Origin of the sequence: Micromonospora hortensis, from assembly GCF_022230935.1 — a bacterium.
GTDB classification, from domain to species: Bacteria; Actinomycetota; Actinomycetes; order Mycobacteriales; family Micromonosporaceae; genus Micromonospora; species Micromonospora hortensis.
This window is the reverse complement of the sequence record NZ_JAKKFE010000020.1, coordinates 228,304-249,056: the sequence shown is the minus strand read 5'-3', so window position 1 is coordinate 249,056 and position 20,753 is coordinate 228,304. Positions and strand designations below refer to the sequence as shown.

Annotated in this window: 21 protein-coding genes; 10 read left to right on the top strand and 11 right to left on the bottom strand. The window is 68.3% G+C overall.

What is annotated here, in order from left to right; genetic code table 11:
- Positions 1-30: 30 nt before the first annotated feature.
- The 5 genes from NIE111_RS15580 to NIE111_RS15560 all read right to left on the bottom strand — a co-directional run bounded on the left by NIE111_RS15580 (position 31) and on the right by NIE111_RS15560 (position 5,396).
- Entirely contained in the window at positions 31-1,107 is a 1,077-nt protein-coding gene (locus NIE111_RS15580; RefSeq protein ID WP_238685075.1) for an ABC transporter ATP-binding protein, read from the bottom strand.
- Positions 1,107-2,174, bottom strand: a complete 1,068-nt coding sequence (locus NIE111_RS15575) for an ABC transporter ATP-binding protein (RefSeq protein WP_238685074.1) — start codon at positions 2,172-2,174, stop codon at positions 1,107-1,109. Before NIE111_RS15575 ends, NIE111_RS15580 begins: the two co-directional genes overlap by 1 nt.
- Entirely contained in the window at positions 2,174-3,085 is a 912-nt protein-coding gene (locus NIE111_RS15570) for a carbohydrate ABC transporter permease (protein WP_238685073.1), read from the bottom strand. The genes NIE111_RS15575 and NIE111_RS15570 overlap by 1 nt, the downstream gene beginning before the upstream one ends.
- Positions 3,085-3,930 carry a carbohydrate ABC transporter permease gene (locus tag NIE111_RS15565; RefSeq protein WP_238685072.1) on the bottom strand — a complete coding sequence of 282 codons (846 nt, stop codon included), beginning with the start codon at positions 3,928-3,930 and terminating at the stop codon, positions 3,085-3,087. The genes NIE111_RS15570 and NIE111_RS15565 overlap by 1 nt, the downstream gene beginning before the upstream one ends.
- A gap of 101 nt (positions 3,931-4,031) precedes the next feature.
- The gene (locus tag NIE111_RS15560) at positions 4,032-5,396 is read right to left on the bottom strand and encodes an extracellular solute-binding protein (protein WP_238685071.1); all 1,365 of its coding nucleotides are present in this window, start codon (positions 5,394-5,396) and stop codon (positions 4,032-4,034) included.
- 460 nt (positions 5,397-5,856) lie between these two features.
- Between NIE111_RS15560 and NIE111_RS15555 the strand changes: the two genes are divergently transcribed.
- From NIE111_RS15555 to NIE111_RS15545, 3 genes are all read left to right on the top strand, one after another.
- A complete protein-coding gene (locus tag NIE111_RS15555; RefSeq protein ID WP_238685070.1) occupies positions 5,857-6,600 on the top strand; it encodes a GntR family transcriptional regulator in 744 nt (247 codons plus the stop codon).
- Between the two features lie 89 nt (positions 6,601-6,689).
- Positions 6,690-7,259, top strand: a complete 570-nt coding sequence (locus NIE111_RS15550; RefSeq protein WP_210781253.1) for a DJ-1/PfpI family protein — start codon at positions 6,690-6,692, stop codon at positions 7,257-7,259.
- Positions 7,260-7,278: 19 nt separating this feature from the next.
- Entirely contained in the window at positions 7,279-8,100 is an 822-nt protein-coding gene (locus NIE111_RS15545; protein ID WP_238685069.1) for an alpha/beta fold hydrolase, read from the top strand.
- A gap of 143 nt (positions 8,101-8,243) precedes the next feature.
- On the opposite strand, the gene NIE111_RS15540 is transcribed toward NIE111_RS15545, so the two are convergent.
- A complete protein-coding gene (locus NIE111_RS15540; protein ID WP_238685068.1) occupies positions 8,244-9,815 on the bottom strand; it encodes an LPXTG cell wall anchor domain-containing protein in 1,572 nt (523 codons plus the stop codon).
- Between the two features lie 195 nt (positions 9,816-10,010).
- On the opposite strand from NIE111_RS15540, the gene NIE111_RS15535 reads away from it, so the two are divergent.
- Complete coding sequence (locus NIE111_RS15535) at positions 10,011-10,352, top strand: VOC family protein (RefSeq protein WP_238685067.1); 342 nt, start codon at positions 10,011-10,013, stop codon at positions 10,350-10,352.
- Between the two features lie 97 nt (positions 10,353-10,449).
- Here the strand turns inward: NIE111_RS15535 and NIE111_RS15530 are convergent, their stop codons facing one another.
- The gene (locus NIE111_RS15530) at positions 10,450-11,013 is read right to left on the bottom strand and encodes a DinB family protein (RefSeq protein WP_238685066.1); all 564 of its coding nucleotides are present in this window, start codon (positions 11,011-11,013) and stop codon (positions 10,450-10,452) included.
- A gap of 317 nt (positions 11,014-11,330) precedes the next feature.
- Positions 11,331-12,575, bottom strand: coding sequence for a PQQ-dependent sugar dehydrogenase (locus tag NIE111_RS15525; protein WP_238685065.1), 1,245 nt, complete (start codon positions 12,573-12,575; stop codon positions 11,331-11,333).
- Between the two features lie 180 nt (positions 12,576-12,755).
- On the opposite strand from NIE111_RS15525, the gene NIE111_RS15520 reads away from it, so the two are divergent.
- A complete protein-coding gene (locus NIE111_RS15520; RefSeq protein WP_238685064.1) occupies positions 12,756-13,265 on the top strand; it encodes a hypothetical protein in 510 nt (169 codons plus the stop codon).
- A 45-nt stretch (positions 13,266-13,310) separates the two neighbouring features.
- Here the strand turns inward: NIE111_RS15520 and NIE111_RS15515 are convergent, their stop codons facing one another.
- Entirely contained in the window at positions 13,311-13,727 is a 417-nt protein-coding gene (locus tag NIE111_RS15515) for a hypothetical protein (protein ID WP_238685063.1), read from the bottom strand.
- A 230-nt stretch (positions 13,728-13,957) separates the two neighbouring features.
- Here NIE111_RS15515 and NIE111_RS15510 point away from each other — a divergent pair, with 230 nt between their 5' ends.
- From NIE111_RS15510 to NIE111_RS15495, 4 genes are all read left to right on the top strand, one after another.
- Positions 13,958-15,193: a low temperature requirement protein A gene (locus tag NIE111_RS15510; RefSeq protein WP_238685062.1), complete on the top strand. Its 1,236-nt coding sequence runs from the start codon at positions 13,958-13,960 to the stop codon at positions 15,191-15,193.
- 249 nt (positions 15,194-15,442) lie between these two features.
- Entirely contained in the window at positions 15,443-15,742 is a 300-nt protein-coding gene (locus tag NIE111_RS15505) for a hypothetical protein (RefSeq protein ID WP_238685061.1), read from the top strand.
- 79 nt (positions 15,743-15,821) lie between these two features.
- Entirely contained in the window at positions 15,822-16,379 is a 558-nt protein-coding gene (locus tag NIE111_RS15500; protein ID WP_238685060.1) for a hypothetical protein, read from the top strand.
- A gap of 1 nt (position 16,380) precedes the next feature.
- A complete protein-coding gene (locus tag NIE111_RS15495; protein WP_238685059.1) occupies positions 16,381-17,820 on the top strand; it encodes a dihydrolipoyl dehydrogenase family protein in 1,440 nt (479 codons plus the stop codon).
- A 97-nt stretch (positions 17,821-17,917) separates the two neighbouring features.
- Here the strand turns inward: NIE111_RS15495 and NIE111_RS15490 are convergent, their stop codons facing one another.
- Positions 17,918-18,526 (bottom strand): TetR/AcrR family transcriptional regulator, encoded by a 609-nt coding sequence (locus NIE111_RS15490; protein WP_238685058.1) that lies wholly within the window; start codon positions 18,524-18,526, stop codon positions 17,918-17,920.
- A 310-nt stretch (positions 18,527-18,836) separates the two neighbouring features.
- On the opposite strand from NIE111_RS15490, the gene NIE111_RS15485 reads away from it, so the two are divergent.
- Positions 18,837-19,610 carry an alpha/beta hydrolase gene (locus NIE111_RS15485; protein WP_238685057.1) on the top strand — a complete coding sequence of 258 codons (774 nt, stop codon included), beginning with the start codon at positions 18,837-18,839 and terminating at the stop codon, positions 19,608-19,610.
- 94 nt (positions 19,611-19,704) lie between these two features.
- Here NIE111_RS15485 and NIE111_RS15480 read toward each other — a convergent pair whose 3' ends face one another.
- Positions 19,705-20,697, bottom strand: coding sequence for a DUF1152 domain-containing protein (locus NIE111_RS15480; protein WP_238685106.1), 993 nt, complete (start codon positions 20,695-20,697; stop codon positions 19,705-19,707).
- Positions 20,698-20,753 lie beyond the last annotated feature (56 nt).

Genomic DNA, 20,753 nt, shown 5'->3' with positions numbered 1-20,753 from the left:
GGCGCACGTCGCCGTCGCCGCCGACCGCCGTTACCGCCCCGCCTCGGACAGCGACAGCCCGGTGCCCGCATCGAACAGGTGCGCCCGATCCAGGTCGACAGTGACGAGCAGCCGTTCGCCCGGCGTACCGGTGACGGTGGGTCGTGCCTTGACCTTGAGGATCTCCGTCCCCACTCGGACGTCGACCACCGTTCGGTCACCGAGTGGCTCAAGCCCGTAGAGCTCACCCGACAACGACGCGTGCCCACGTTGCTCGACGGACAGGTCCTCCGCCCGCAGGCCCAGCAGCAGCTCACGACCGTCCTCGGCCGTGGTCCAGCGGGGCCGCGGTAGCGTCCAGCCTGCCGCACCGACCAGACGATCTCCCTCGGCGTGGCAGGCGAGCAGGCTGATCGGCGGGCTCCCGACGAATCCCGCGACCCACTGGTTGGCGGGACGCTCGTACACCTCGGTCGGCGTTCCGACCTGTTGCACCTCTCCCTCCTTGAGGACCGCGACCTGGTCGGCCATGGACAGGGCTTCGACCTGGTCGTTCGTCACGTAGACGAAGGTCGCTCCGAGGCTCCGGTGGATGCGGGTGAGCTCGGTGCGCATCTCGACACGGAGCTTGAGGTCGAGGTTCGTCAGCGGTTCGTCCATGAGAAACGCGCGCGGGCGACGGACCAGCGCCCGGGCCAGGGCGACGCGCTGCATCTCACCGCCCGACAACTGGGCGGGACGACGCTGCAGCAGGCGTTCGATGTGCAGCAGGCTCGACATCTGCTCCACGGCGGCGGCGATCTCACTTGACGAGCAGCGGCGTGCCCGCAACGGCGAGGCGATGTTCTCGTACACCGTGTGTCGCGGGTAGAGGGCGTAGCTCTGGAAGACCATGGCCAGGTCGCGGGCGGCCGGGGTGTCACCGGTCGCGTCCCTGCCGTCCAGATGCACCGACCCGGCGTCAAGCTTGTCGAGGCCGGCTATCGCTCGTAGGGTCGTCGTCTTGCCTGCCCCGGAGGGCCCGAGTACGACGAAGAACGAGCCGTCCGGCACGTCCAGCGTCACCCCGTCGAGTGCCTGGACTTTTCCGAAGGACTTGCGCAGCCCGCGCGCGGCAACGGTTCCCATCAGGCCACCAGCTCTTCCGTGCTCACGTCGTAGACCGCCGGGGTCCCGCCGGTGTGCCGCAGCCCGACCGTTGCGTCAGCGGCGAAACGGACAGTCGGTGGCATCCGAACCCGTACGTCGCGCTGGCCGCCGTGGTCGACCACGTAGATGATTTCGTCGCCCAGCCACTCCGCCGAGACCACGCGGGCCGGGACCGAATGTTCCGCCCCTGGTGCGGTGACTTCCAGCGCCTCCGGCCGGACGCCTGCGATCAGGCGACGGTCGCGCGGCAGGCCTGGCGGTGGCGTGAGGGCCAGTCCGCCCTCACCGCGCAGCATCCCGTCGGCCACCTCCACCTCGATCAGGTTCATCGGCGGGGAGCCGATGAATGCGGCGCAGAAGAGACTCGCGGGACGGTCGTAGACCTCCAGCGGCGTGCCGATCTGCTCGACGCGGCCCTTGTTGAGGATGGCGATTCGGTGACCGAGCGACATCGCTTCGACCTGATCGTGGGTGACGTAGACCATCGTCGCCCCCAGCTCCCCCTGCAGGTGCTTGATCTCGGTGCGCATGTCCGCCCTCAGTTCAGCGTCCAGATTGGTGAGCGGCTCGTCCATGAGGAAGGCGCGCGGTCGTCGCACCAGGGCGCGAGCGAGCGCGACGCGCTGCTGCTCCCCGCCGGACAGCTGGCGGGGTCGCCGGTCCAGGAGCGGCCCAAGCCGCATCAGCCGGGCGGCCTCGGTGACCCGCTCGTGCACCTCCGGCTTGGGCAGTCCCTCTGCCCGCAGCGGGAACGCCAGGTTGTCGCGGGTCTTCAGATGCGGGTAGAGGGCGTAGAACTGGAACACCATGGCGATGTCGCGCTCGGCGGGCGGCAGGTCGTTGACCAGCGTGTCGCCGATGCGGATGTCGCCCGTCGTCTGCTTCTCCAGGCCGGCTATGGCCCGCAGCGTGGTCGTCTTGCCGCAACCCGAGGGGCCGAGCATCACGAACAGCTCGCCGTGGCCGATCGACAGGTCCACGTGTTCAACCGCTACCGTCCCGTCCGGGTAGCGCTTGTGCAGGGCGGTCACCTCGATGCCCGCCATCAGCGTCGCACCGCCCCGAGCGTCACACCGGCGATGAGGTGCTTGCGCACCAGGTACGCGAAGACGAGCACCGGCAGGGCGAACACCACGGAGGCGGCGGCCACGAGACCCCAGTCCGTCGTGGTGCCGCCGATGAGGCCGGCGATCGCGGGTGGGGCCGTCCGGACGTCGTCGCTGGAGGTGAGGAAGGTGGCGAACACGAACTCGTTCCACGAGAAGATGAGTGCGAAGACCGCCGTCGCGGCGATGCCGGGCACGAGCAGGGGAAGGGTGAATCGCCGGAACGCCTGCAAACGGGTGTAGCCGTCGAGCATGGCGGCATCCTCGTACTCCGCGGGCACCTCGTCGACGAAGCCCTTCATCATCCAGATCGTGAACGGGACGTTGAACGCGGTGTAGATGAGGATCAGGCCGAGCTTGTTGTCGATGAGTCCGACCTGGCGGTACATGAGGAAGATCGGGACCACGACCACCACGGGCGGCATGAAGCGCGTGGACAGGATGAAGAACAGTTGGTCCTTCTTGGCCTTCACGGCGAAGCGTGAGTAGGCCCAGGCCGCCGGGACCCCCAGCACGGTGGCCAGCACCGTGGAGACCCCGGCGACCACGACGGAGTTGAGGAACGCGACGGACAAGGCTGAGCGACCGCCGCCGGGGTCGACGAACACGTCCTTGTAATGTTCCAGAGTGATCTTGAAGTCGAAGAACTTGGCGGGGATGGCGTAGACGTCCCGGTTCTCCTTGATGGACGTCTCGATCATCCACAGCACCGGAAAGAGCATCACGACGGCCAGCACGGTCAGCAGCGTGACCTCCAGCACGGAGCGACCTCGGCCGCCCAGGCGGCGCGTGGGGGGCGTGTGGTCCCGGGCAGGACCTGTGGACACGGCCTCGTCGACGGAGACGGCCATCAGCCCTCCTTGAGCTTGTTCAGGTAGCGCAGGTAGAACTGCGTGAGGACGATGACGACGAGGACCATGAGGATTCCGTACGCCGAAGCGGTTCCGGTGTTGAAGCCCAGGAACGCGACCTTGTAGATGTGGAACGACAACGTCTCGGTGGAGACACCCGGGCCGCCGTTGGTGAGGATGTAGACGAGGTCGAACAGCCGGAATGCCTCGATGGCCCTGAACATCACGGCAATGAGAAGCAGCGGCCATACCAGCGGAAGGGTGATGGTGCGGAACCGGAACCACTCGGAGGCCCGGTCGATCGAGGCGGCCTCGTAGAGATACTTGGGAACCGCGGTCAGGCCCGCGAGTGCGATGAGCATGATGAACGGCGTCCATTGCCAGGTGTCGACCACGATCAGGGACAGCAGTGCCGTCCGCTGCCGGGTGAGCCACTCCACCTGCCCTAGGCCGAGCGAGCCGAGCATGCTGTTGACCACGCCGAACTGCGCGTCGAGCATGAAGCGCCAGAACAGCCCGACCACGACCGGCGACAGCATCATCGGAACCAGGAACAGCGTGGTCAGCGCTCCTCGCCCGTGCGTGCGCCGTGAGATCAGGTAGGCGATGCCGAATCCGAGCACTGTCTGCAGGCCGACCGCGCCGACCACGTAGATCAACGTCGTCAGGGCCCTCGTGTGGACCTGCGCCGACGTCAGGATGGCGGTGTAGTTGCCGAACCCGATGACAGTGGCGGGCCCCCCGCGGGTGGCCGAGTAGTCGGTGAACGACAGGTACAACGCCCACAGCAACGGGAACACCGACATGGCGAGCAGCAGCAGCATCGCGGGGGAGATGAAGGCCACGGCGAGCCCGCGGTCGCTCAGCCGAGGGGACCGACGCCGGGCAGGCGGCCTTGCGGACGCCACCTGCCCGGGATCGTCGGTCGTCAGAGGGACGGGGTCACTCACAGTCCGCCGCCACCCTTGCGGTTGCTCGAGTCGAGCACGCCCTGCTGCTCCTTGGCGATGTCATCGAGCGCATCCTTCGGCTTCTTCGCGCCGTTGAGAGCCGCGTTCACGTTGGTGTTCTCGATGTCGACGAGGCGTGCGTACTCGGGCACGTTCCACATGTCCCGCATCCGCGGAACCGAGTCGGTGTACACCTGGTTGAACGGCCCGGCATTGAGGAACTCGGGCGACTCCAGGGCGTCCGTCCGCGATGGCACGCCACCGGCCGCGGCCCACTTCTTCTGGACGTCAGCCCGCTCGAACCACTTCATGAAGTTCAGGGCCTCGGTCTGGTTTGCCGTGGCGGAGTAGGCCGACACGTGCATCCCCATACCGCCGAGAGGGACCAGGTTCGTCTTCTGGCTCGGCAGGGTGGCGAAACCCAGCTTGTCGAGGATCTGCTCCCGGGTGGTGCCGAGCGTCGACTGCTTCGGATCGAGCAGACCGCCGCTCGCGGCGATCCAGTTGAACGCGATGCAGGCCTTGCCCTGGGCGACAGCCGCGTTCACCTCGTCGATGAACCAGTTGCCGGAGCCCTTGGCGGTCAGCGGCTTCATCTTGTTGACCAGGACGTCCATCGCCTCCTGGCCGGCAGCGTCGTTGATGACGCCATCGATCTTGCGCGTCTTGGAGTCCCAGAGGTTGCCGCCGTAGACGCCGTTGACAGTGTTGTAGGTGACGGCCGCGGCGTCGGAGCCGTTGGCCTGGTGGAAAGCCAGCCCGCTGACGCCGGGGTTGTCCCTTTGGCACTTCTCGGCGGCTGCGATCATCTGGTCCCAGGTCTGCGGCGGCTTGTCGCCGATCAGGTCCTTGCGGTAGATCATCGTCCAGGTGTCGCCGAGCAGCGGCAGTCCGTACAGGCTGGCGTTCTCGTCGCGTTTGCCGGTCTCCGCCTGGGGGAACTGGCCGTAGGCCGCCAGGAGGTACGGGTTGTAGGCCGCGACGTCGATGTTTTCCTTGACGAAGTCGGTGAGGTCGAGGATGTTGCCGTTCGTCACGGCCTCGCCGATGTGTTGCGAGTCCAGGATCGCGATGTCGAAGTCGGTCTTGCGCGCCGCGAACTGGGTGAACATCGCGTCGTGCCAGTTCGCGTTCGGCACAGTGTTGACCTTGACGGTCGCGTTCGGCCGTTCCTTCTTGTACTCCGCGTTCGCGAAGGCTTCCAGTGCCTTGGCGGGCGGCCAGTCGAACCAGATGAAGCTGAGGGTCAGCGGATCCGTGGTGAGCTCCGGGATGGTCGCCGGCGCCTTGGGGGCGCTCGCCTTCTCGCCGTCGTCCTTGCCCTCGCCGCAAGCCGTCATGGTCGTGGCCACCAGCAGCATGGCCGCCGTCGCCAGCCGTACCTTTCGGCCGGGGGCGGAAATTCTTCCTATTCGCTTCGGATGGCGCATCTCTAAGCCTGCTTTCTCGGTGGGGACTTCTAGAACCTCGCTATGTGCTTCGCCGAGCAGTTGCTGGGTTGTTCAGGCGTGTCGCCGGGTTGACGCGGGGGCCGACCCGCGGGCCGGCGTCACGAGTACGCAGCGGTGTACCGGGGCTCCCTGCCGTTGAGAAGTCCTTCGGGCCAGCTGCGGGCTGGTGACGAACCGGGCAGGACGTGGAGCATGATCATGGGAGCTCCAGGTGATCGAAGTGGAGCGATGGCGGGCGGTTCCGCGATCGTGCCGGACGGCGAGCATCCGGCACTTTTCCTATACGATCGAGTTGGGGCGTCAGCATGTCGCAGCCTTGTGACTGATGTCAACAGATTCCCGAAGGTGCAAGAAGGGACCTCACGTCACGATGGACGACGACGCGATGATCGCTCGGGGCCGCAGGGCCGTGACGGGCGCAACGCTGCCGGGAAAAGCTGGCGGCCGGCTTGCCGACGAGGTGTACGACACGCTGCTCGAACAGCTGATGTCGCTACGGATCGAGCCTGGCTCCCGCGTCACGATCGACGTCCTGGCGCGGGAGTTGGGGGTCTCACAGACGCCGATCCGAGACGCTCTGAACCGCATGGAGGCCGAGGGCCTAGTCGTGCGCGTACCCCATGCCGGCTACCGCATTCCTCCCCAAATCACCCGTCACCGATTCGAGGACATGCTCGAGGTCCGCCTGCTCCTCGAGCCGGCTGCGGCGCGCAGGTCCGCCGAACGCGCATCCTCGGAGCAGGTGGCCGGTCTGCGACGGATGTTGGAGGAGATGGCGGAGCTGGAGGGAGGCAACGGGCTCATGGCCTATGGCGCCTTCGGTTTACGCGACGCCGCTTTTCACGATCTCGTCGCCCTGAGCGCGGAGAACCAGGTCATCCGTGAGGCGCTGGCTCGCCTGCACAGCCACGTGCACCTTTTCCGGCTTCACCACGACACCCAGGTCACTCACCTGGCCATGGCCGAGCACGAGGAAGTTGTGGCCGCGATCGCCGCGCGTGACCCTGACGCCGCCGCCTACGCGATGCGTCGGCACATCCTGCGGTCCGGCGAGCGTTTTCGACGGTTGTTCGACGAGATCGAGGGCGCGGGCGCAATGGCGGTAGAGGCTTGACGGGCGCGCTGGGCCCAGGAATGCTAACTCAATCCTGATCGGATCGGATTGGATCCACCTCACCCGCCCCCATACGCGAGGAGAAGCAGGTGCCCAGAGCGCTGCTCCTGACCGGCGACGCCGCCGAGGAGCTCGACACCATGTATCCCTACTACCGAGTGCAGGAGGGCGGCTGGGACGTCGACGTCTCGTCACGGACGATGCGCGACGTGCAACTGGTCATCCACGAGTTCGACCCCAACTCCGACGCCTACGTGGAGAAGAACGGCCGCAAGCTGCCGGTCGACGTGCCCTGGGCCCAGGTCGACGTCGAGCGCTACGACGCCCTCATCATTCCCGGGGGACGTGCCCCCGAGTGGATCCGCGTCGACGCCGACGTCAGGCGCATCACCGAGCACTTCTTCGCGCGCAACCTCCCCATCGCGCTCGTGTGCCACGGCGCGCAGGTTCCAGCGGTGTACGGGCTGCTGAAGGGTCGGAAGACGGCGTGCTTCCCCCCCATCACCGGTGACATGGAGAACGCGGGCGCGACGGTCATCGACGCTCCCGACGTCGTGGACGGCAACCTCGTCTCCTGCCGGGGGTGGCCCGACATGCCGCAATTCGGCAGGGCGATGATGGAACTCTTCTCGAAGTCCGTCGACCCCGCGTCGGCATGAGCACACCAGGCCTGCCCTGGTGACCGCACTTCGGACCATCGCAGTCGACGGCTGCCCCGTCCACGTCCTGGAGAGCGGCACGGGACCCGCGGTGCTGATGCTGCACGGCTCCGGACCCGGCACGACCGGGTCCGGAGCCTGGGCAACGACGGCGCAGGCGCTGGACGGGTCCTGGCACCTGATCGCTCCCGACCAGGCGGGGTTCGGCCGTACACCCATCCCGGCGGGCTCCCGGGGTGGGCTCGGACTGTGGACGGAGCAGGCCGCGGGCCTGATGGATGCTCTCGGTATCGAGGACTACGCCGTGGTGGGTCACTCGATGGGCGGTGCTGTGGCGCTGGCGTTGGCGGCCGCGCGCCCCCGGCAGGTCACCCGTGTCGTGGCTGTCTCGACGATGGGCGCCCCCGGGGCGCCGCTGTCCGCCGACCTCGACGCGGTCTGGGCCGCCCCCGCCGGCCCGATCGGGGCACGAGACATGCTGAGTCGCCTCGTCCTCGACCAAGCACTCGTGACCGATTCGGCCGTCGACGCCCGTGCGGCCGCGATGCGAGCGGGGGCGGCCGCATTCGCGTCATTGTTTCCGCCACCCAGGGCACGATGGGTCGACGAGCTCACCCTCTCGGCGCAAACACTGGCAGCGGTGCGCGCGCCCGTGCTGCTCGTCCACGGCGCCGAGGACCGGGTCACCCCGCTCAAAACGGCAGCCCAGCCCCTGCTCGACCACCTGGCCGACGTCCGTCTGCACGTGTTCGGCCGATGCGGGCACGTGCCGGCGATCGAGCACCCGCACGAGTTCAGGCAACTGCTGTCGTGCTTCCTCCATCCGGACCGAGGTCACTGAATGTCGCGGCAGGCCGCGCGACTCAGGGCCGAGTGCTCTTGAGCGCCAGGGCGACGACCGTGCGGAGTCACGGCAGGCCATGAGGGAGAGCCCGTGCCCCGCCGACCTGAGGTCGACGGGGCACCGTTGGTGCGGGGAGTAGATCAGGCGACGAAGCGGGTCCTGCGGCGGCGAACCGCCACGAAGACCGCAGCGCCGGCGGCGAGCAGTACGCCACCGATGCCGGCGGTCAGACCGGCCTTGGCACCGGTGATCGGCAGCGAGCCATCGGTGTCCCCGCCTCCCTGGCCGTCATTCCCACCGGGATCCTCGCTCCCGCCGTCAGCGCTCGCGACGATGGTGATCGTCGCGCTGTCGTTGGCTGGGTTGGGATCCACGCCCGCGTCGAAGGTCAGCCGCACCTGGGCGGCCCGGGTGCCGGCCTCGTCGAGGCGCAGCTCGAACTCGTACTCGATCTTCTCGCCCCGCGCCAGGCGTGTGTGCTCGGTGCAGCGGTACTTCTCGGCGCCGAGCTTTCCGGGCACCCAGTCCCCGTAGCTCGAGCAGGTCATCGGAACGCGTACGGCCGTGACGCCACTCGGCAGCGAGAGCACGGTACGGGCCCGGAGATCCTTGGCTCCGTCGACGTTGACGGACGCCGGGCCGTTGTTGATGTAGCCGACCTTCAACGGCACCGTGGCGCCGACCCTTCCGGTCGCGGTCGTCGGCGTCCCGAGCGCCGCCACCTCAGCCCCCTGGTCACCGCTGACCTGGAGTCTCATCACCGTCGTGCCGTTCTGGTCGTTGACGTCTGTCTGCCGCGACCTGCTGTGCGCGCCAACCGGCTCAAGCCTCAGCTCACCCTCGGTGCCCTGCAGCCCAAGTCGCGCTGGGTTGAAGGACTGGGACTCCTCCCAGTCTGCCGGCGTGAACCAGCGCGCCACGCCCGTGTGACCGTTCGGGGCCGGGTCGTCGGCCGGCACGGTGAAACCGAAGCTGAAGTCCAGCCGTGCGGCGCCGCCCGGCTCGATGGTGTTGGGGAACCGACAGGCAAAGGCGTGGCGGAAGGAGTCGGCGGGGCTGTACTCGCAGTTCTTGTACCGCTTCGACGGGCCGAAACCGTAGCCGCCTTCGAAGAACAGCACCACGCTGTTGACGGCCTTCTCGCCGCGGTTCGTCACTGTGAGCGGGACGCCGAGTGTGCCGCCGAGGGCGCCTGTCAGCTGGAGCCCCTGCTCGATGCCGGCGAGATCCACGCCCTCACCGATGCTGACGCTCGAGTGGTAGGTGGCCGAACCGCCGTCGCCATCGGTGACGGTGAACTTGATGTCGCCGTGCTGGTCGGGCGTGGCGCTCTTCTTCGCCCGCACGACCAGGTTGACCATGGTCATGTACGTGTAATAGTCGTTCTCCTTTGCCACCACCTTGCAGGTGAGGATCGCACCAGACTCGGTGCAGGAGTCAGTACTGCCGTCGATCCTCACGTCGGCGAAGCCAGCGACCGTGCTCCGGTCCACCTTGACTGTGTATTCGCCCCACTCCATCGTGCTGGTGCGGGTGCGGGCAAAGAGGTTCGATCCTTTTGCAGGGCCGTCGGGGGCGACAACCACATCCCTGGCGTAGAAGTCGAGGTCCTTGGCGGCAGGGGCGGCGAAGGCGGGGATGGCGGAGGCGGCGATGAGCGCGCCTACTACCGCGATCCCGGCAAGCCAGCGCCGGGCGAGTTGCTTGGGCATTACCGGGTTCCTCCGTGGGATTGATCAGTAGAGCCCGTGGAGCTTATGAGGCCGTCAGGGCTGATGCCGCCCCGCTCGGGCGCCACCGGCGGATACGGGCCGAACGGAGGGCCGGCACCTCCGTGAGGTCGGGTGCCGCACCAGGGCGATTGCCGTTTTTCTGATCCTCCGGGGTCGAGCCCCTAACATGGCGTCATGACCGTAGATCTGTTCGCGGGCATCCCCGTTCGCGACTACGACGCCGCGGCGGCCTGGTACGAGCAACTCCTCGGCGCCCCGCCGTCGTTCCTACCGAACGACACCGAGGCGGTGTGGGAACTCGCCGAGCACCGGTACGTGTTCATCGAGGTGCGGCCCGACCATGCCGGGCACGCCATGCACACCGTCTTCGTCAGCGACTTCGACGCCCGCATCGCCCAGATCGTCGAGCGCGGCCTGGAGCCGGCCGTGCGTGAGACCTACGACAACGGCGTCCGCAAGGCCACCTTCCGCGACCCGGACGGCAACGAGATCGGCATCGGCGGGGAGCCGGTCTGACGGAGGTCCGCGCGGTTCACCACCACGACCAGGCCGTGCCGGCGGGCCACCAGCGAACCGCACCCAGGTTGCCGAAGCGATCGCCGGATACCGGAAGTCACACGCGGCGCGGCGCGGTGTCGTCCTGCCAGCGGTAGAGGTCGCGCAGCAGGGAGATCTCGGCGCCGTGATGGATCAGCTCCCTGTTGACGTGCAGGACGATGCCCTCCATGGGAAACCGTTCGGGACCCACAGTGGGCGGATTCTCCAGGTCGGCGTCCGAGAGTCCGCGGACTCCCGCGTTCCATCTCCCGTACATCTCGTCGAGCTGTCTCAGCGCCTCGTCGGCGGTCCCCGCGTAGGCGAACGTCTGGGAGTCGACGTCCTGGCCGCCGAAGTGCCATCCGACCCGGTAGCCCAGGCAGGAGACGACGATGTGCGCCAGCCGCCAGGCAATCGTGGTCACCGGAGCCGGCACCGGGTCAGGGGACGCGAAGTCCATCGCCCATTCCCCTGAACCCGCCGACATCGGTGCGGCCGACGTGCCACGTGGGCGGATGCTCCAGCAGCCACGCACCGGCTCCCAGAAGTACTCCTCATCGGCGAGACCGTGCAGCCGCGGCCGCAGGTTCCTGTGCCAGTGCCGGTCCAACTGGTCCGCGATTCGCTCGCTCCTTGTCATTTCCCGCACGTTACCTACAGCAGAGCGCTGGCTGCGTCCCTCGCGGACGCCGTCGCCGGCCGTGGGCCGCGAGCGCATACCGCACCAGGGGATGACGCTGCGGCCGCTGTGCCCTTCGGGCCGCGCCGCGTGAGCGACTGTTGACACGCCTTGCGGCAAAGCTCGGGTTCGTGGAGGTGGAGCGGTTCCACGCCTGGGACGCCGAGCAGTGGCTCGGCCTGCTTGCAACAGAGGCGCGTGAGCCTGCATCGGAGTGAGTCTGGGGACGGCCGCCGAACGCGGCCGTCCCCAGAGGTAGTGCGGGTGTCACCCGAGGTTCAGCGGATCGCCGCCCCGCCGGTGGGGGTCGGCTGGACCCGCTCGAACCGCACCTTGCTCAGCCACCCCGGGAGGTCACTGAGCACGTACAGCTCGCCGTTCACATCGGCGCCGAACGCCGTCGGCTGGGTGGGGAAGGTGCCGATCTCGGCGGTCTCGTAGCCGCCCGTGGACTTGGGACGCACGGCGAAAGCGCGGGTCGAGCAGTAGTCGCTAGCGATGTAGGTGCCCCGCGCCTCCGGGGTGACCGACCCCCGGTACACCAGGCCGCCGATGATGGAGCAGTTCTCCGTCATGTAGTGGTCGTACTCGACGATCGGGTCGGTGAGCCGCACGCCCGGCCGGCACTGCGTCTCGTCGAAGACCGGCGTGCCCTCTCGGCAGGACCAGCCGAGGTTCGCGCCACGCTGCGACGGGCGGACGTGGTTGATCTCCTCGATCAGGCCCTGGCCGACATCACCGATCCACAGCGAGTTGTCGGCCGGGTCGATGGAGAACTTCCACGGGTTGCGCAGCCCGTAGACCCAGATTTCCGGCCGCGCGCCCGCCGTGCGGACGAACGGGTTGTCGTAGGGCACGCAGTAGGGCTTTCCCCCGCAGCTGCGGTTGACGTCGATTCGCAGGATCTTGCCGAGCAGGGTGCCGAGGTTCTGGCCGCTCTTGAACGGGTCGTTCGCGAAGCCACCGTCGCCGAGGGACCAGTAGAGGTAGCCGTCGCGGCCGAAGGCCACCTGTCCGCCGTTGTGGTTGCCGTACTCGGCGTGCGCCTGGGTGAGCAGCACCTGCACCCGATCAGGAGCGTTGATGGGCACTCGCGCCAGGGTCAGCGCGCCGGCCGGCAGGCTCGTGTAGGCCACGTAGAGCATGCCGGTCCGCGCGAAGTTCGGCGCCGGAGTGATGCCGAGAAGGCCGCGCTCGTTGTCCGACGCGTCGATCCGGGCGGTCAGGTCGATCACCGGGTCGGGTGCCAGGCCGGTGTCGGGGTGGTAGGCGCGGACGGTGCCGTTCTTCTCCGCGATCAGCATCCGGCCGTCCGGCAGCCCGGTGATCGCGATGGGGCGCTGCAGACCGAAGGCCACCCGTTCGGAGACCACGGTCAGCTCAGCGAGTGGCACAGCACGGGGTTTGGATGGGCCGGCCGCGGCGGTGCCGGCCACCGGCGATGGTGGCGACAGAGACGCAGCCAGGGCCAGAACGAGCAACCCGGCCAGCATGGCGGCCGGGCGACGACGTCGTCGTGACATGTTCAGCTCCTCGAGCAGGTGGGTGGTGGACGCGGTCTGGGAGCGTTCCCACGATACATTGGCCTAATTCAATATCCAACCGGCGTCTGCGTGTTGCGGAGCCGGGCCGTCGCGCGACTCCCGGAGCGGGTGACAACGGACGGTAGTGTGAGTCATCGATCGATGCGAACGGTGGTGCCGGTGAGTCTGATCCAGGCGGGTGTCACCGCGACGACGACAATGTTGGCCGTCCTGATCGGTGGGTGGCTCACCGTCCGGGCTCAGGATCGGCTGTGGCGGCGCGACCAGGATCGACAGTGGCGAGACATCCGGCTGAACGCGTACACCGACTTCATCGGCGCCGTCCGGGAGTACGTGGCCCACGTCCTCAACCCGGCGGCGCGCATCACCGCGGTGCCGCGCCCGCGCGACCCGGGTGATCTCATGCCGTTCTTCGACGACGAGGGCAGCCGCTACCGGGAGCGACTGGAGAGCACCAAGACCGCGCTTCGGCTGGTGGCCGGCAACGTCGAGGTGGTGAGCGGCTCGTCGGAGCTGGTGCGCCAGGCCCGGCTCCTGGCGGCCACACGAGCGGGTAGCGAGGCCCAGGCGTTGCCCGCGGATCGGTTCGACGCCCTGTGGGAGGCCGAGCGCCGATTCATCGAGGTGGCCCGAGCCGAACTCGGGCTGCCCTCCGCCTTCGTGCCCTGACCGGTCAACGCCCGCCCCGTCACGGTCACGCCAGACGCGCCGCCGTCATTCCAGGCCGAAGTCGGCGGGGCTGTCAGCAGCTCTGGCTCTGAACGCAGTCGCCAGGGGCTCGCCTCGGGGGCCGAGGAGGGTCTCCAGGTCGTCGTCCCGGGAATCGGCGTGGTCACCGTCCAGGTCGTGCTCGATGACGTCTGCTAGCAGCTCGGCGAGTTGCGCCAAACCGAAGTACCGCATCGCGTCCACGGCTCGTCTCAACCGGAAGGGCTCGTTCACCTCAACAGCGAAGCCCAGGCCACCACCCATCACCGAGTTGTAGACGCGTAGCAGGTACGACAGCTGCACGATCCCGGGTGGAGTGCCGTCGGGAGCCTCGCCGTCAGCGCCGTAGTCAGCGGCCCGGTTCCAGATGATGGTCAGGTCATCCAGCTCGGCGTGCGTCCACACCTCCTCCACCTCATCCACCGCGCACCCGGGTCCCCTGCGAGCGGTTTGTGTCATGAGGTGGAGGTCGAAGCACAGACGCAGGGTATCGAGCAGGCAACCCGTCTGGCGGCGCACGTGCCCTCGCTCAGCCGCACGATCTGCGTGTCAGAGACAACAGCCACGGTGCCACCCCAGACACCACGTAAGCGTTGTCGCAACTCCGCTGGCGTCCGGCTCGTTGGTAGCCAGGGGGCGGACGGAGGCGGACGATGGCGGCGGGGCGGGGTGCCGAGCTGCTGCGCCCTCCAAGGAGTTCGGGTCGGGCGACGTTCCTGGAGCTGTTCTTCGATCTGGCCTTCGTTGTGGCCCTCACCCGGGTCTCGCAACGATTCGCCGGCTTGGGCGATGACACCGGGTGGACGCTCGTCATGGGGTTCGGGCGTACCCTGCTGCTCTTTCTGGCTCTCTGGTTGATCTGGTCGCACACCGCCTGGATCACCAGCCGGTACGAACCGGAGCAGCCGATCATCCAGGCCGTTGTGGTCGGCACCATGTTCGCCGGCCTGATCATGGCGGTGACGCTGCCCCGCGCCATGGAGGAGCGAGCGCTGCCGTTCGCTGTCGCGTACCTGATGGTGATGGTGGTGCGGCCGCTCGTGGTCGCCGTCGCGCTGCGTGGCCATCCGCGACGGCTGGTGCCCTTCCGGCTTGTCGTGTGGGCTCTGGCGAGCGCGCCGCTGTGGCTGGTCGGCGCGTTGGGCCCGGATCACCTCCGCCTGCCGCTGTGGGTCGTCGCCCTGGCTGTCGACTACCTCGCCTGGACATTGGGCTGGCCGCTACCGTGGCTCGGGGTCTCGAAGGTAGGTCGGTGGCGGATCGCCGGCACCCATCTCGCGGACCGTTACCAGCAGATGGTCCTCATCGCGCTCGGTGAGTCGATTCTGGTTATCGGCGTGGTCTTCAGCGGCGCGGACTACTCCGCCGAGCGGGCAGCCGCCTTCGCGGTCGCGTTCGCCACCAGCGCGCTGCTCTGGCGGATCTACTTCCACCGCGCCGGTCTGCTGCTGACGGAGGCGTTCGACCGGGCGGGTATGCCCGGCCGTCTGGGCGCGGTCTCGGAACGGACGCATATGCTGATCGTGCTCAGCGTGCTCGTCACGGCGGTCGGCTACGAACTGGTAATCGATCATCCGTTCGGGCAGCCTCGACCCAGTTGGCTGCTGTTCGTGGTGGGCGGTCCGATGCTCTTCCTCGTCGCCCGTATGCGGCTGGAATACGAGATCTTCGGCCATGCCTCCCGATCCCAGCTCATCGGCTTGGCCGCCCTGCTGCTGTTCACGCCGTTGTTGGCCCGTTGGACGCCGATGGCCGGGCTGAGCGTGGTGGCCGGAGCGCTGGCCCTGGTCGCGCTCCTGGACGCGCTGCGAAGGCGGGGCCGGCCGCTGGAGGTTTCCGCCTCGCCGATCGGTCGGGAGACGTCCGGAGAGCGCGACTCCGAGGCGTGACGCGGCGGTCGGTGGCCCCGATCACCCGTTGGGTCGCGTAAGCGCCCGGACAGGCACGCACCGCACGGACATGTCGAACCCGGTACTTCTTTACCCGGGCAGCAGCGAACGCCACCCCGCCAATCGCCACTTCTAGATAGAACGGTCGGTCTTGACGGCGGCAAACTGAGCGGGTACGGTTCTCACAGACAGAACGTTCGTTCCACCTGGTGCCAGTCGGGTGGACGGTTGTGCCTGAAGGAGAGCGCCGTGCCCACCAAGATCACCCTCGTCATCGGTAACCCCGCAGACCCCGACGAGTTCGAGAAGGTCTTCGCAGACGTACGCCGAGCCGCCGAGACGTTCCCGAAGCTTCAGCGGGTCGAGTCGGCCAAGGTGTGGCCGAAGGAGGACGGCACGCCCACTCCCGCGTACCGGACGCTCGACCTGTACTTCGCCAGCTACGAGGACGCCTCTGCCGCAGTCGCGACGCCCGCCGCCGGTGCCGTCTTCGGTGGGCTCCAGGGCGCCCAGGTGGAGATCACGGGGCTGTTCTCCAACATCGAGTAGCACCGCACTTCCCCTCCCGGCGGCGGCCCCACCCCCGCTGGGCGGCCCTTCACGCTCTGGAATCACCGAGAGGATGACCATGACCACCCTTGCCGTTCCCGGCATCTCGACGACGGCCGCTGCCCTGCGCCGGTTGTACTTCGGTCGCTTCGCCTTCGCCATCGTCTGGGCTGCCGTGACGTTCCCCCTCGCCACGCACCTCAACCCCCTCACCGCCGCGCTGCTCGTGCTCTACCCCCTGTTCGACGTGGCCGCCGCCATCGTCGACGTCCGCGCGTCGCGGGCCACCGGCTCGCCCACCCTGCTGTACGTGAACGTCGCGATCAGCCTGCTCGCCGCGGTGGGCCTGGGCGTCGCCAGCGCGTCCGGTATCCCTGCGGTCCTGCGCGTCTGGGGCGCCTGGGCGGTCGTGGCCGGACTGGTCCAGCTGATCGTGGCCGTCAGCCGCCGCGCGATGGGTGGCCAATGGCCGATGATCATCAGCGGTGGCATCTCCGTTCTCGCCGGTGGGTCGTTCGTCGCGGCCGCCTCCGCGGACAACCCGGCACTGACCAACGCGATCGGCTACGCCATTCCCGGCGCCATCTTCTTCCTCATCGCGGCCATCCGCCTCGGCCGCGCCGCGAAGGGAAACTGACGTGGACAACGCCACGTACGACGTCATTGTCATCGGCGCGGGGCCGGTGGGGGAGAACGTCGCCGACCGCGTCGTGCAGGGCGGCCTGACCGCCGCGATCGTCGAGCGGGAACTGGTGGGTGGTGAGTGCTCGTACTGGGCCTGCATGCCGACGAAGGCGTTGCTGCGCAGTCAGACCGCGCTCCGGGCGGCTCGTCAGCTGCCCGGTGCGCGCGAGGCGGTAACCGGCGAGTTGGATGCGGCGGCCGTGCTGCGCCGCCGGGACGACTTTGCCTCGCACTGGAAGGACGACGGTCAGGTGTCCTGGCTGAACTCCGCGGGCATCGCCCTGTATCGGGGCCAGGGGCGGATCGGCGCCGACCGAATCGTCGAGGTGACCGGCGCGAACGGCGTCACCACCTCGCTCACCGCCCGACACGCGATCGTCATCGCGACCGGAAGTAGCGCACTGGTGCCGGACATCGCCGGTCTGCGCGAGGCGGCACCGTGGACCAGCCGTGAGGCAGCCGCCGCGAGCGAGGTTCCCGGCCGGCTCGCCATCATCGGTGGTGGCGTGGTGGCCACGGAGATGGCGACCGCGTACGCCGGCCTCGGATCGGCGGTGACGGTGCTCGTGCGCGACGGAGTGCTCACGGCGGCGGAGCCGTTCGTCGGCGAGCGGGTCACGCAGTCCCTGCGAGAAGCTGGCGTGTCGGTGCATCTCGGCACCGAGGTCACCTCGGTGAACCGTGACGGGGACGGCACGGTGCACATCACGCTCACCGACGGCGAACAGGTCGAGGCCGACGAGATCCTCGTCGCGATCGGCCGTACGCCGAACACGCACGACGTCGGCCTCGACCGGATCGGCCTGAAGCCGGGCGCCTGGCTCACTGTCGACGACACCCTGCGGGTGGTCGACGGTGCCGGCGGGTTGACCGGCGACGGATGGCTGTACGCGGCCGGGGACGTCAACCGGCGTGTGCTCCTGACCCACCAGGGCAAGTACCAGGCTCGCGCGGTGGGCGACGTGATCGTGGCGCGGGCCCGGGGCGAAGCGGCAGACGACCGCCCGTGGGGTCGGCACGTCGCCACGGCCGACGAGCGTGCTGTGCCGCAGGTCGTCTTCACCGACCCGGAGGTCGCGTCGGTGGGGCTGACCGCAGCCGCCGCCGAGGCCGCTGGACTGCGGATCCGGGTCGTCGACTACGACCTGGCCGCCGTCGCCGGGGCCGCGCTGCACGCCGACGGCTACCAGGGGCAGGCCCGGATGGTCGTGGACGAGGACCGGCGGGTGATCGTCGGCCTCACCCTCGTGGGCCCGGACGTCGCGGAGCTGATCCACGCCGCGACGATCGCCATCGTCGGTGAGGTCCCACTGGAGCGGCTGTGGCACGCCGTGCCCGCGTACCCGACCGTCAGCGAGGTCTGGCTGCGCCTGCTGGAGGCGTACGGCCGCTGACCTGAGCCGTGCCGCCGTCCGCGCCATCGCCGATGAGCTGGGTCATCCCTCACCCGGGGTGACCCAGCTCTTGTCGTGTGGGCTGGTCGCGCAGGGGCTAACCGGCTGACTCCGCCGACTGACGCTCCGAGTTGATTCTGAGGAGCCCTTCCACACCGCGCAGGAAGGTCTCGGACACCAATGTGGGGTCGGAGAGACATCCGGCCGCCATGGCGCCGTCGCGGAGCATGACGAAGTGGCGCGCTGCGGGATCCGCCGTTCCCTCGTGGACCTGTGCCATGAGCGTGGTGATGGTTTCCAGGAACCATTGCCGGTGGGCCATGAGTTCTTGGTGTACGGGATGGTTCGTGTCCGGATATTCCGCCGCGGCGTTCAGGAACGCGCACCCACGGAACCCGGGGGACTGGATGTTCTGGGCGATGGAAGTGGTGATGGCGAGGAGCGGATCGACCGGCGATCGGTTGGCGGCGAGGGCCTCGTCGACCATGCCGCGCTCCAGCTGATGCACCTCCCGCAGGTAGGCCAGGATGAGGTCGTCCTTGCTGGGGAAGTGACGGTAGAAAGTAGCCCTGGTCACCTTCGCCTCGGCAATGATCCGGTCGACGCCGACGGCGTGGATGCCCTCCGCGTAGAAGATCCTGGTCGCCGTCCGGAGAAGCTTGAGGCGTGCCTCAGAGGGCCGGGCAGTGGGTTCGTCGCTCGCCATCCACCTATCTTAGCGACAGAACGTTCGGTCTGATCTGTGCCGGCGGCATTGGGCGCGTCACTCAATTGCCGCGCACCGTGCGGCTCATCTTCTGTCCGAGTCAGATGCCAGCCGGGCGTTTGGCGCTTCGTTCTGCGATCTCGCTGACAGTGGCCTGATCAGTGCCGGATTCTGGATGCTGCAACCCCTTTGGAGCTGGGATCGCGCGGGTTGATTCGCGGTGCCGGGGAAATGCTCCGTCGACCGTCCTCGTCGGTCCGGTCTGCAACCCGCAGGCAGCCGGTCGCGGGCCTCTCGAAAGGAACTCCAGATGAGCGCTGCTTCTGACATGTCTGCCCAGGAGATGCCGACAGTTGTGCTGATCCACGGAGCATTCGCCGGCTCGTCGAGTTGGAATGGGGTGATTGCCGACCTCAAACGTCGCGGGTACCCGGTCATCGCCGTCGCCAACCCGCTGCGCGGTGTGCAGAAGGACGCCGCGTACGTTCGGGCTCTTCTGGACAGCTTGCCCGGACCGGTCGTGATGGCCGCCCATTCCTACGGCGGGCTGGTCATGACCGAGGCCGCGGCCGGTGCCGCCAACGTCAAGGCCCTGGTGTACGTCGCCAGCGTGAGCCCGGACGTAGGCGAAAGTGTGATCGGGTTGCTCACCAAGTACCCCGGAAGTCAGCTCGCCACCAGCATCAACATGGTGCCGATCCCCTCCGACGACGGCGGCACGACAATGGATCAGTACATCTTCCAGGACAAGTTCCCCGAGGTGTTCGCCGCCGATGTCGACCCCGAAACCGCCAAAATCATGGCGGCGACGCAGCGACCCGCCTCGGCGAGCGCCCAGGAGGAGGGCGTGACCAAGGCCGCCTGGAAGACGATTCCCTCCTGGACCTTGATCACCACCCAGGACCAGGGCATTCCGCCGGACCTGCAGCGCTTCCTGGCCGACCGGGCGGGTTCCACGGCAGTGGAGATCGCCGCTTCCCACGCCGTGGCGGTCTCGCAACCCGGCCCGGTCGCAGACCTCATCGACACTGCCGCCCGCGCCACCGCCCGCTCGATGCAGATGTCCAAGAGTCGTCAAGGTTGACGAGGGTTTGCCGAAGCTGCGATGAGCCGTCGGTGAGTCAGTCAGCAGGATTGACGGTGGCGGGCACGCCCGGCCGGCTGGGCGCGGTGTCGGATCAGTGCGGGAAGGCGCGGGGGAGGCGTGCGCCGAGAAGCTCGTCGCGGAACGCTTGGATGCGTGTGATGACCTGGCGTCTGCCGATGGTGTTCTCGATGCGGTCGAGGTAGAGGCATCGGGCCGCGAGTTGGTCGAGATCGACGGTGAAGTAGATCGCCATCAGCGGGTTGACGAACAGGTCCCCGCCGCCGGTGCGTCGGGTGAATCGGACGTCGCCGAACCCGCCGCTGGTGGCGGCGGCGATCTGCCCCTGAACGATGCTCGGCCGCTGCGGGGTAGCCGCCTGGGCGTCAGCGACGGCAGCGCGGTAGAGCTCCGCCTCCCGGCTCGAACCGGGGATGGACAGAGCGCCGAGGTAACCACCGTCGCGGTCGAGCGCGGCGAGGTTCTCCAGCACCTCGACATGGTTGACGCCGTCGTAGGCGTCGATGCCGAAGCCCAGGCTGGTCACGAGCTTGACCGGTACGTCCAGCGCGGCCACGGCGGCCAGGCTGGTCATGTCCTCCACTGGAGTGCCGAGATTGCTTTCATCGCCGCGCAGCAGCACGTCGGTGCCGCCGTCGACCAGCACCACGGCGTCGATGTCGAGGTGTTCCACCAGGTGCCGGTACGCCGTTCGCAGCGGTTGGACACCGAGCGGCGGAAACGCGTACACCGTCGATGGCAGTTCTTGAGCCGCCAGCCATCGGGCGAGCGTCCGCTCCGGGAAGTACCAGTCGGTGCTGGTGGTGTCCGGCCGAACCGCTGCGACGTGCTCCACCATCCACGCGTCCCGGTCGATCAACTCGAGTTCCGAGAAGGAGAGGCTGGCCAGGTGCACCTGCGCGCCAGCGCCCCACAAGGCGAACGCCAAGGGCAGGCCCGCGTACACGTCGAAACCCCCGCCCGCTCCGGCGATGAGGATGTTCCGCGCCGGAGCCAACGCGGCGAACAGTGGCGGAACTGCCAACGAGAACGCACCGGAGTCGGCCGGCGGCGCCACAGGGGTCATCACCGCTCAATGATCACCGAGGCGTGGTGGACACGGCCAACCCTTCTGCCTACGCG

Excerpts from the sequence above, each read along its gene's own strand:
- NIE111_RS15580 (WP_238685075.1), bottom strand. The coding sequence starts at position 1,107 with ATGGGAACCGTTGCCGCGCGCGGGCTGCGCAAGTCCTTCGGAAAAGTC.
- NIE111_RS15575 (WP_238685074.1), bottom strand. The coding sequence starts at position 2,174 with ATGGCGGGCATCGAGGTGACCGCCCTGCACAAGCGCTACCCGGACGGG.
- NIE111_RS15570 (WP_238685073.1), bottom strand. The coding sequence starts at position 3,085 with ATGGCCGTCTCCGTCGACGAGGCCGTGTCCACAGGTCCTGCCCGGGAC.
- NIE111_RS15560 (WP_238685071.1), bottom strand. The coding sequence starts at position 5,396 with ATGCTGCTGGTGGCCACGACCATGACGGCTTGCGGCGAGGGCAAGGAC.
- NIE111_RS15555 (WP_238685070.1), top strand. The coding sequence starts at position 5,857 with ATGGACGACGACGCGATGATCGCTCGGGGCCGCAGGGCCGTGACGGGC.
- NIE111_RS15540 (WP_238685068.1), bottom strand. The coding sequence starts at position 9,815 with ATGCCCAAGCAACTCGCCCGGCGCTGGCTTGCCGGGATCGCGGTAGTA.
- NIE111_RS15535 (WP_238685067.1), top strand. The coding sequence starts at position 10,011 with ATGACCGTAGATCTGTTCGCGGGCATCCCCGTTCGCGACTACGACGCC.
- NIE111_RS15530 (WP_238685066.1), bottom strand. The coding sequence starts at position 11,013 with ATGACAAGGAGCGAGCGAATCGCGGACCAGTTGGACCGGCACTGGCAC.
- NIE111_RS15525 (WP_238685065.1), bottom strand. The coding sequence starts at position 12,575 with ATGTCACGACGACGTCGTCGCCCGGCCGCCATGCTGGCCGGGTTGCTC.
- NIE111_RS15510 (WP_238685062.1), top strand. The coding sequence starts at position 13,958 with ATGGCGGCGGGGCGGGGTGCCGAGCTGCTGCGCCCTCCAAGGAGTTCG.
- NIE111_RS15500 (WP_238685060.1), top strand. The coding sequence starts at position 15,822 with ATGACCACCCTTGCCGTTCCCGGCATCTCGACGACGGCCGCTGCCCTG.
- NIE111_RS15490 (WP_238685058.1), bottom strand. The coding sequence starts at position 18,526 with ATGGCGAGCGACGAACCCACTGCCCGGCCCTCTGAGGCACGCCTCAAG.
- NIE111_RS15485 (WP_238685057.1), top strand. The coding sequence starts at position 18,837 with ATGAGCGCTGCTTCTGACATGTCTGCCCAGGAGATGCCGACAGTTGTG.
- NIE111_RS15480 (WP_238685106.1), bottom strand. The coding sequence starts at position 20,697 with ATGACCCCTGTGGCGCCGCCGGCCGACTCCGGTGCGTTCTCGTTGGCA.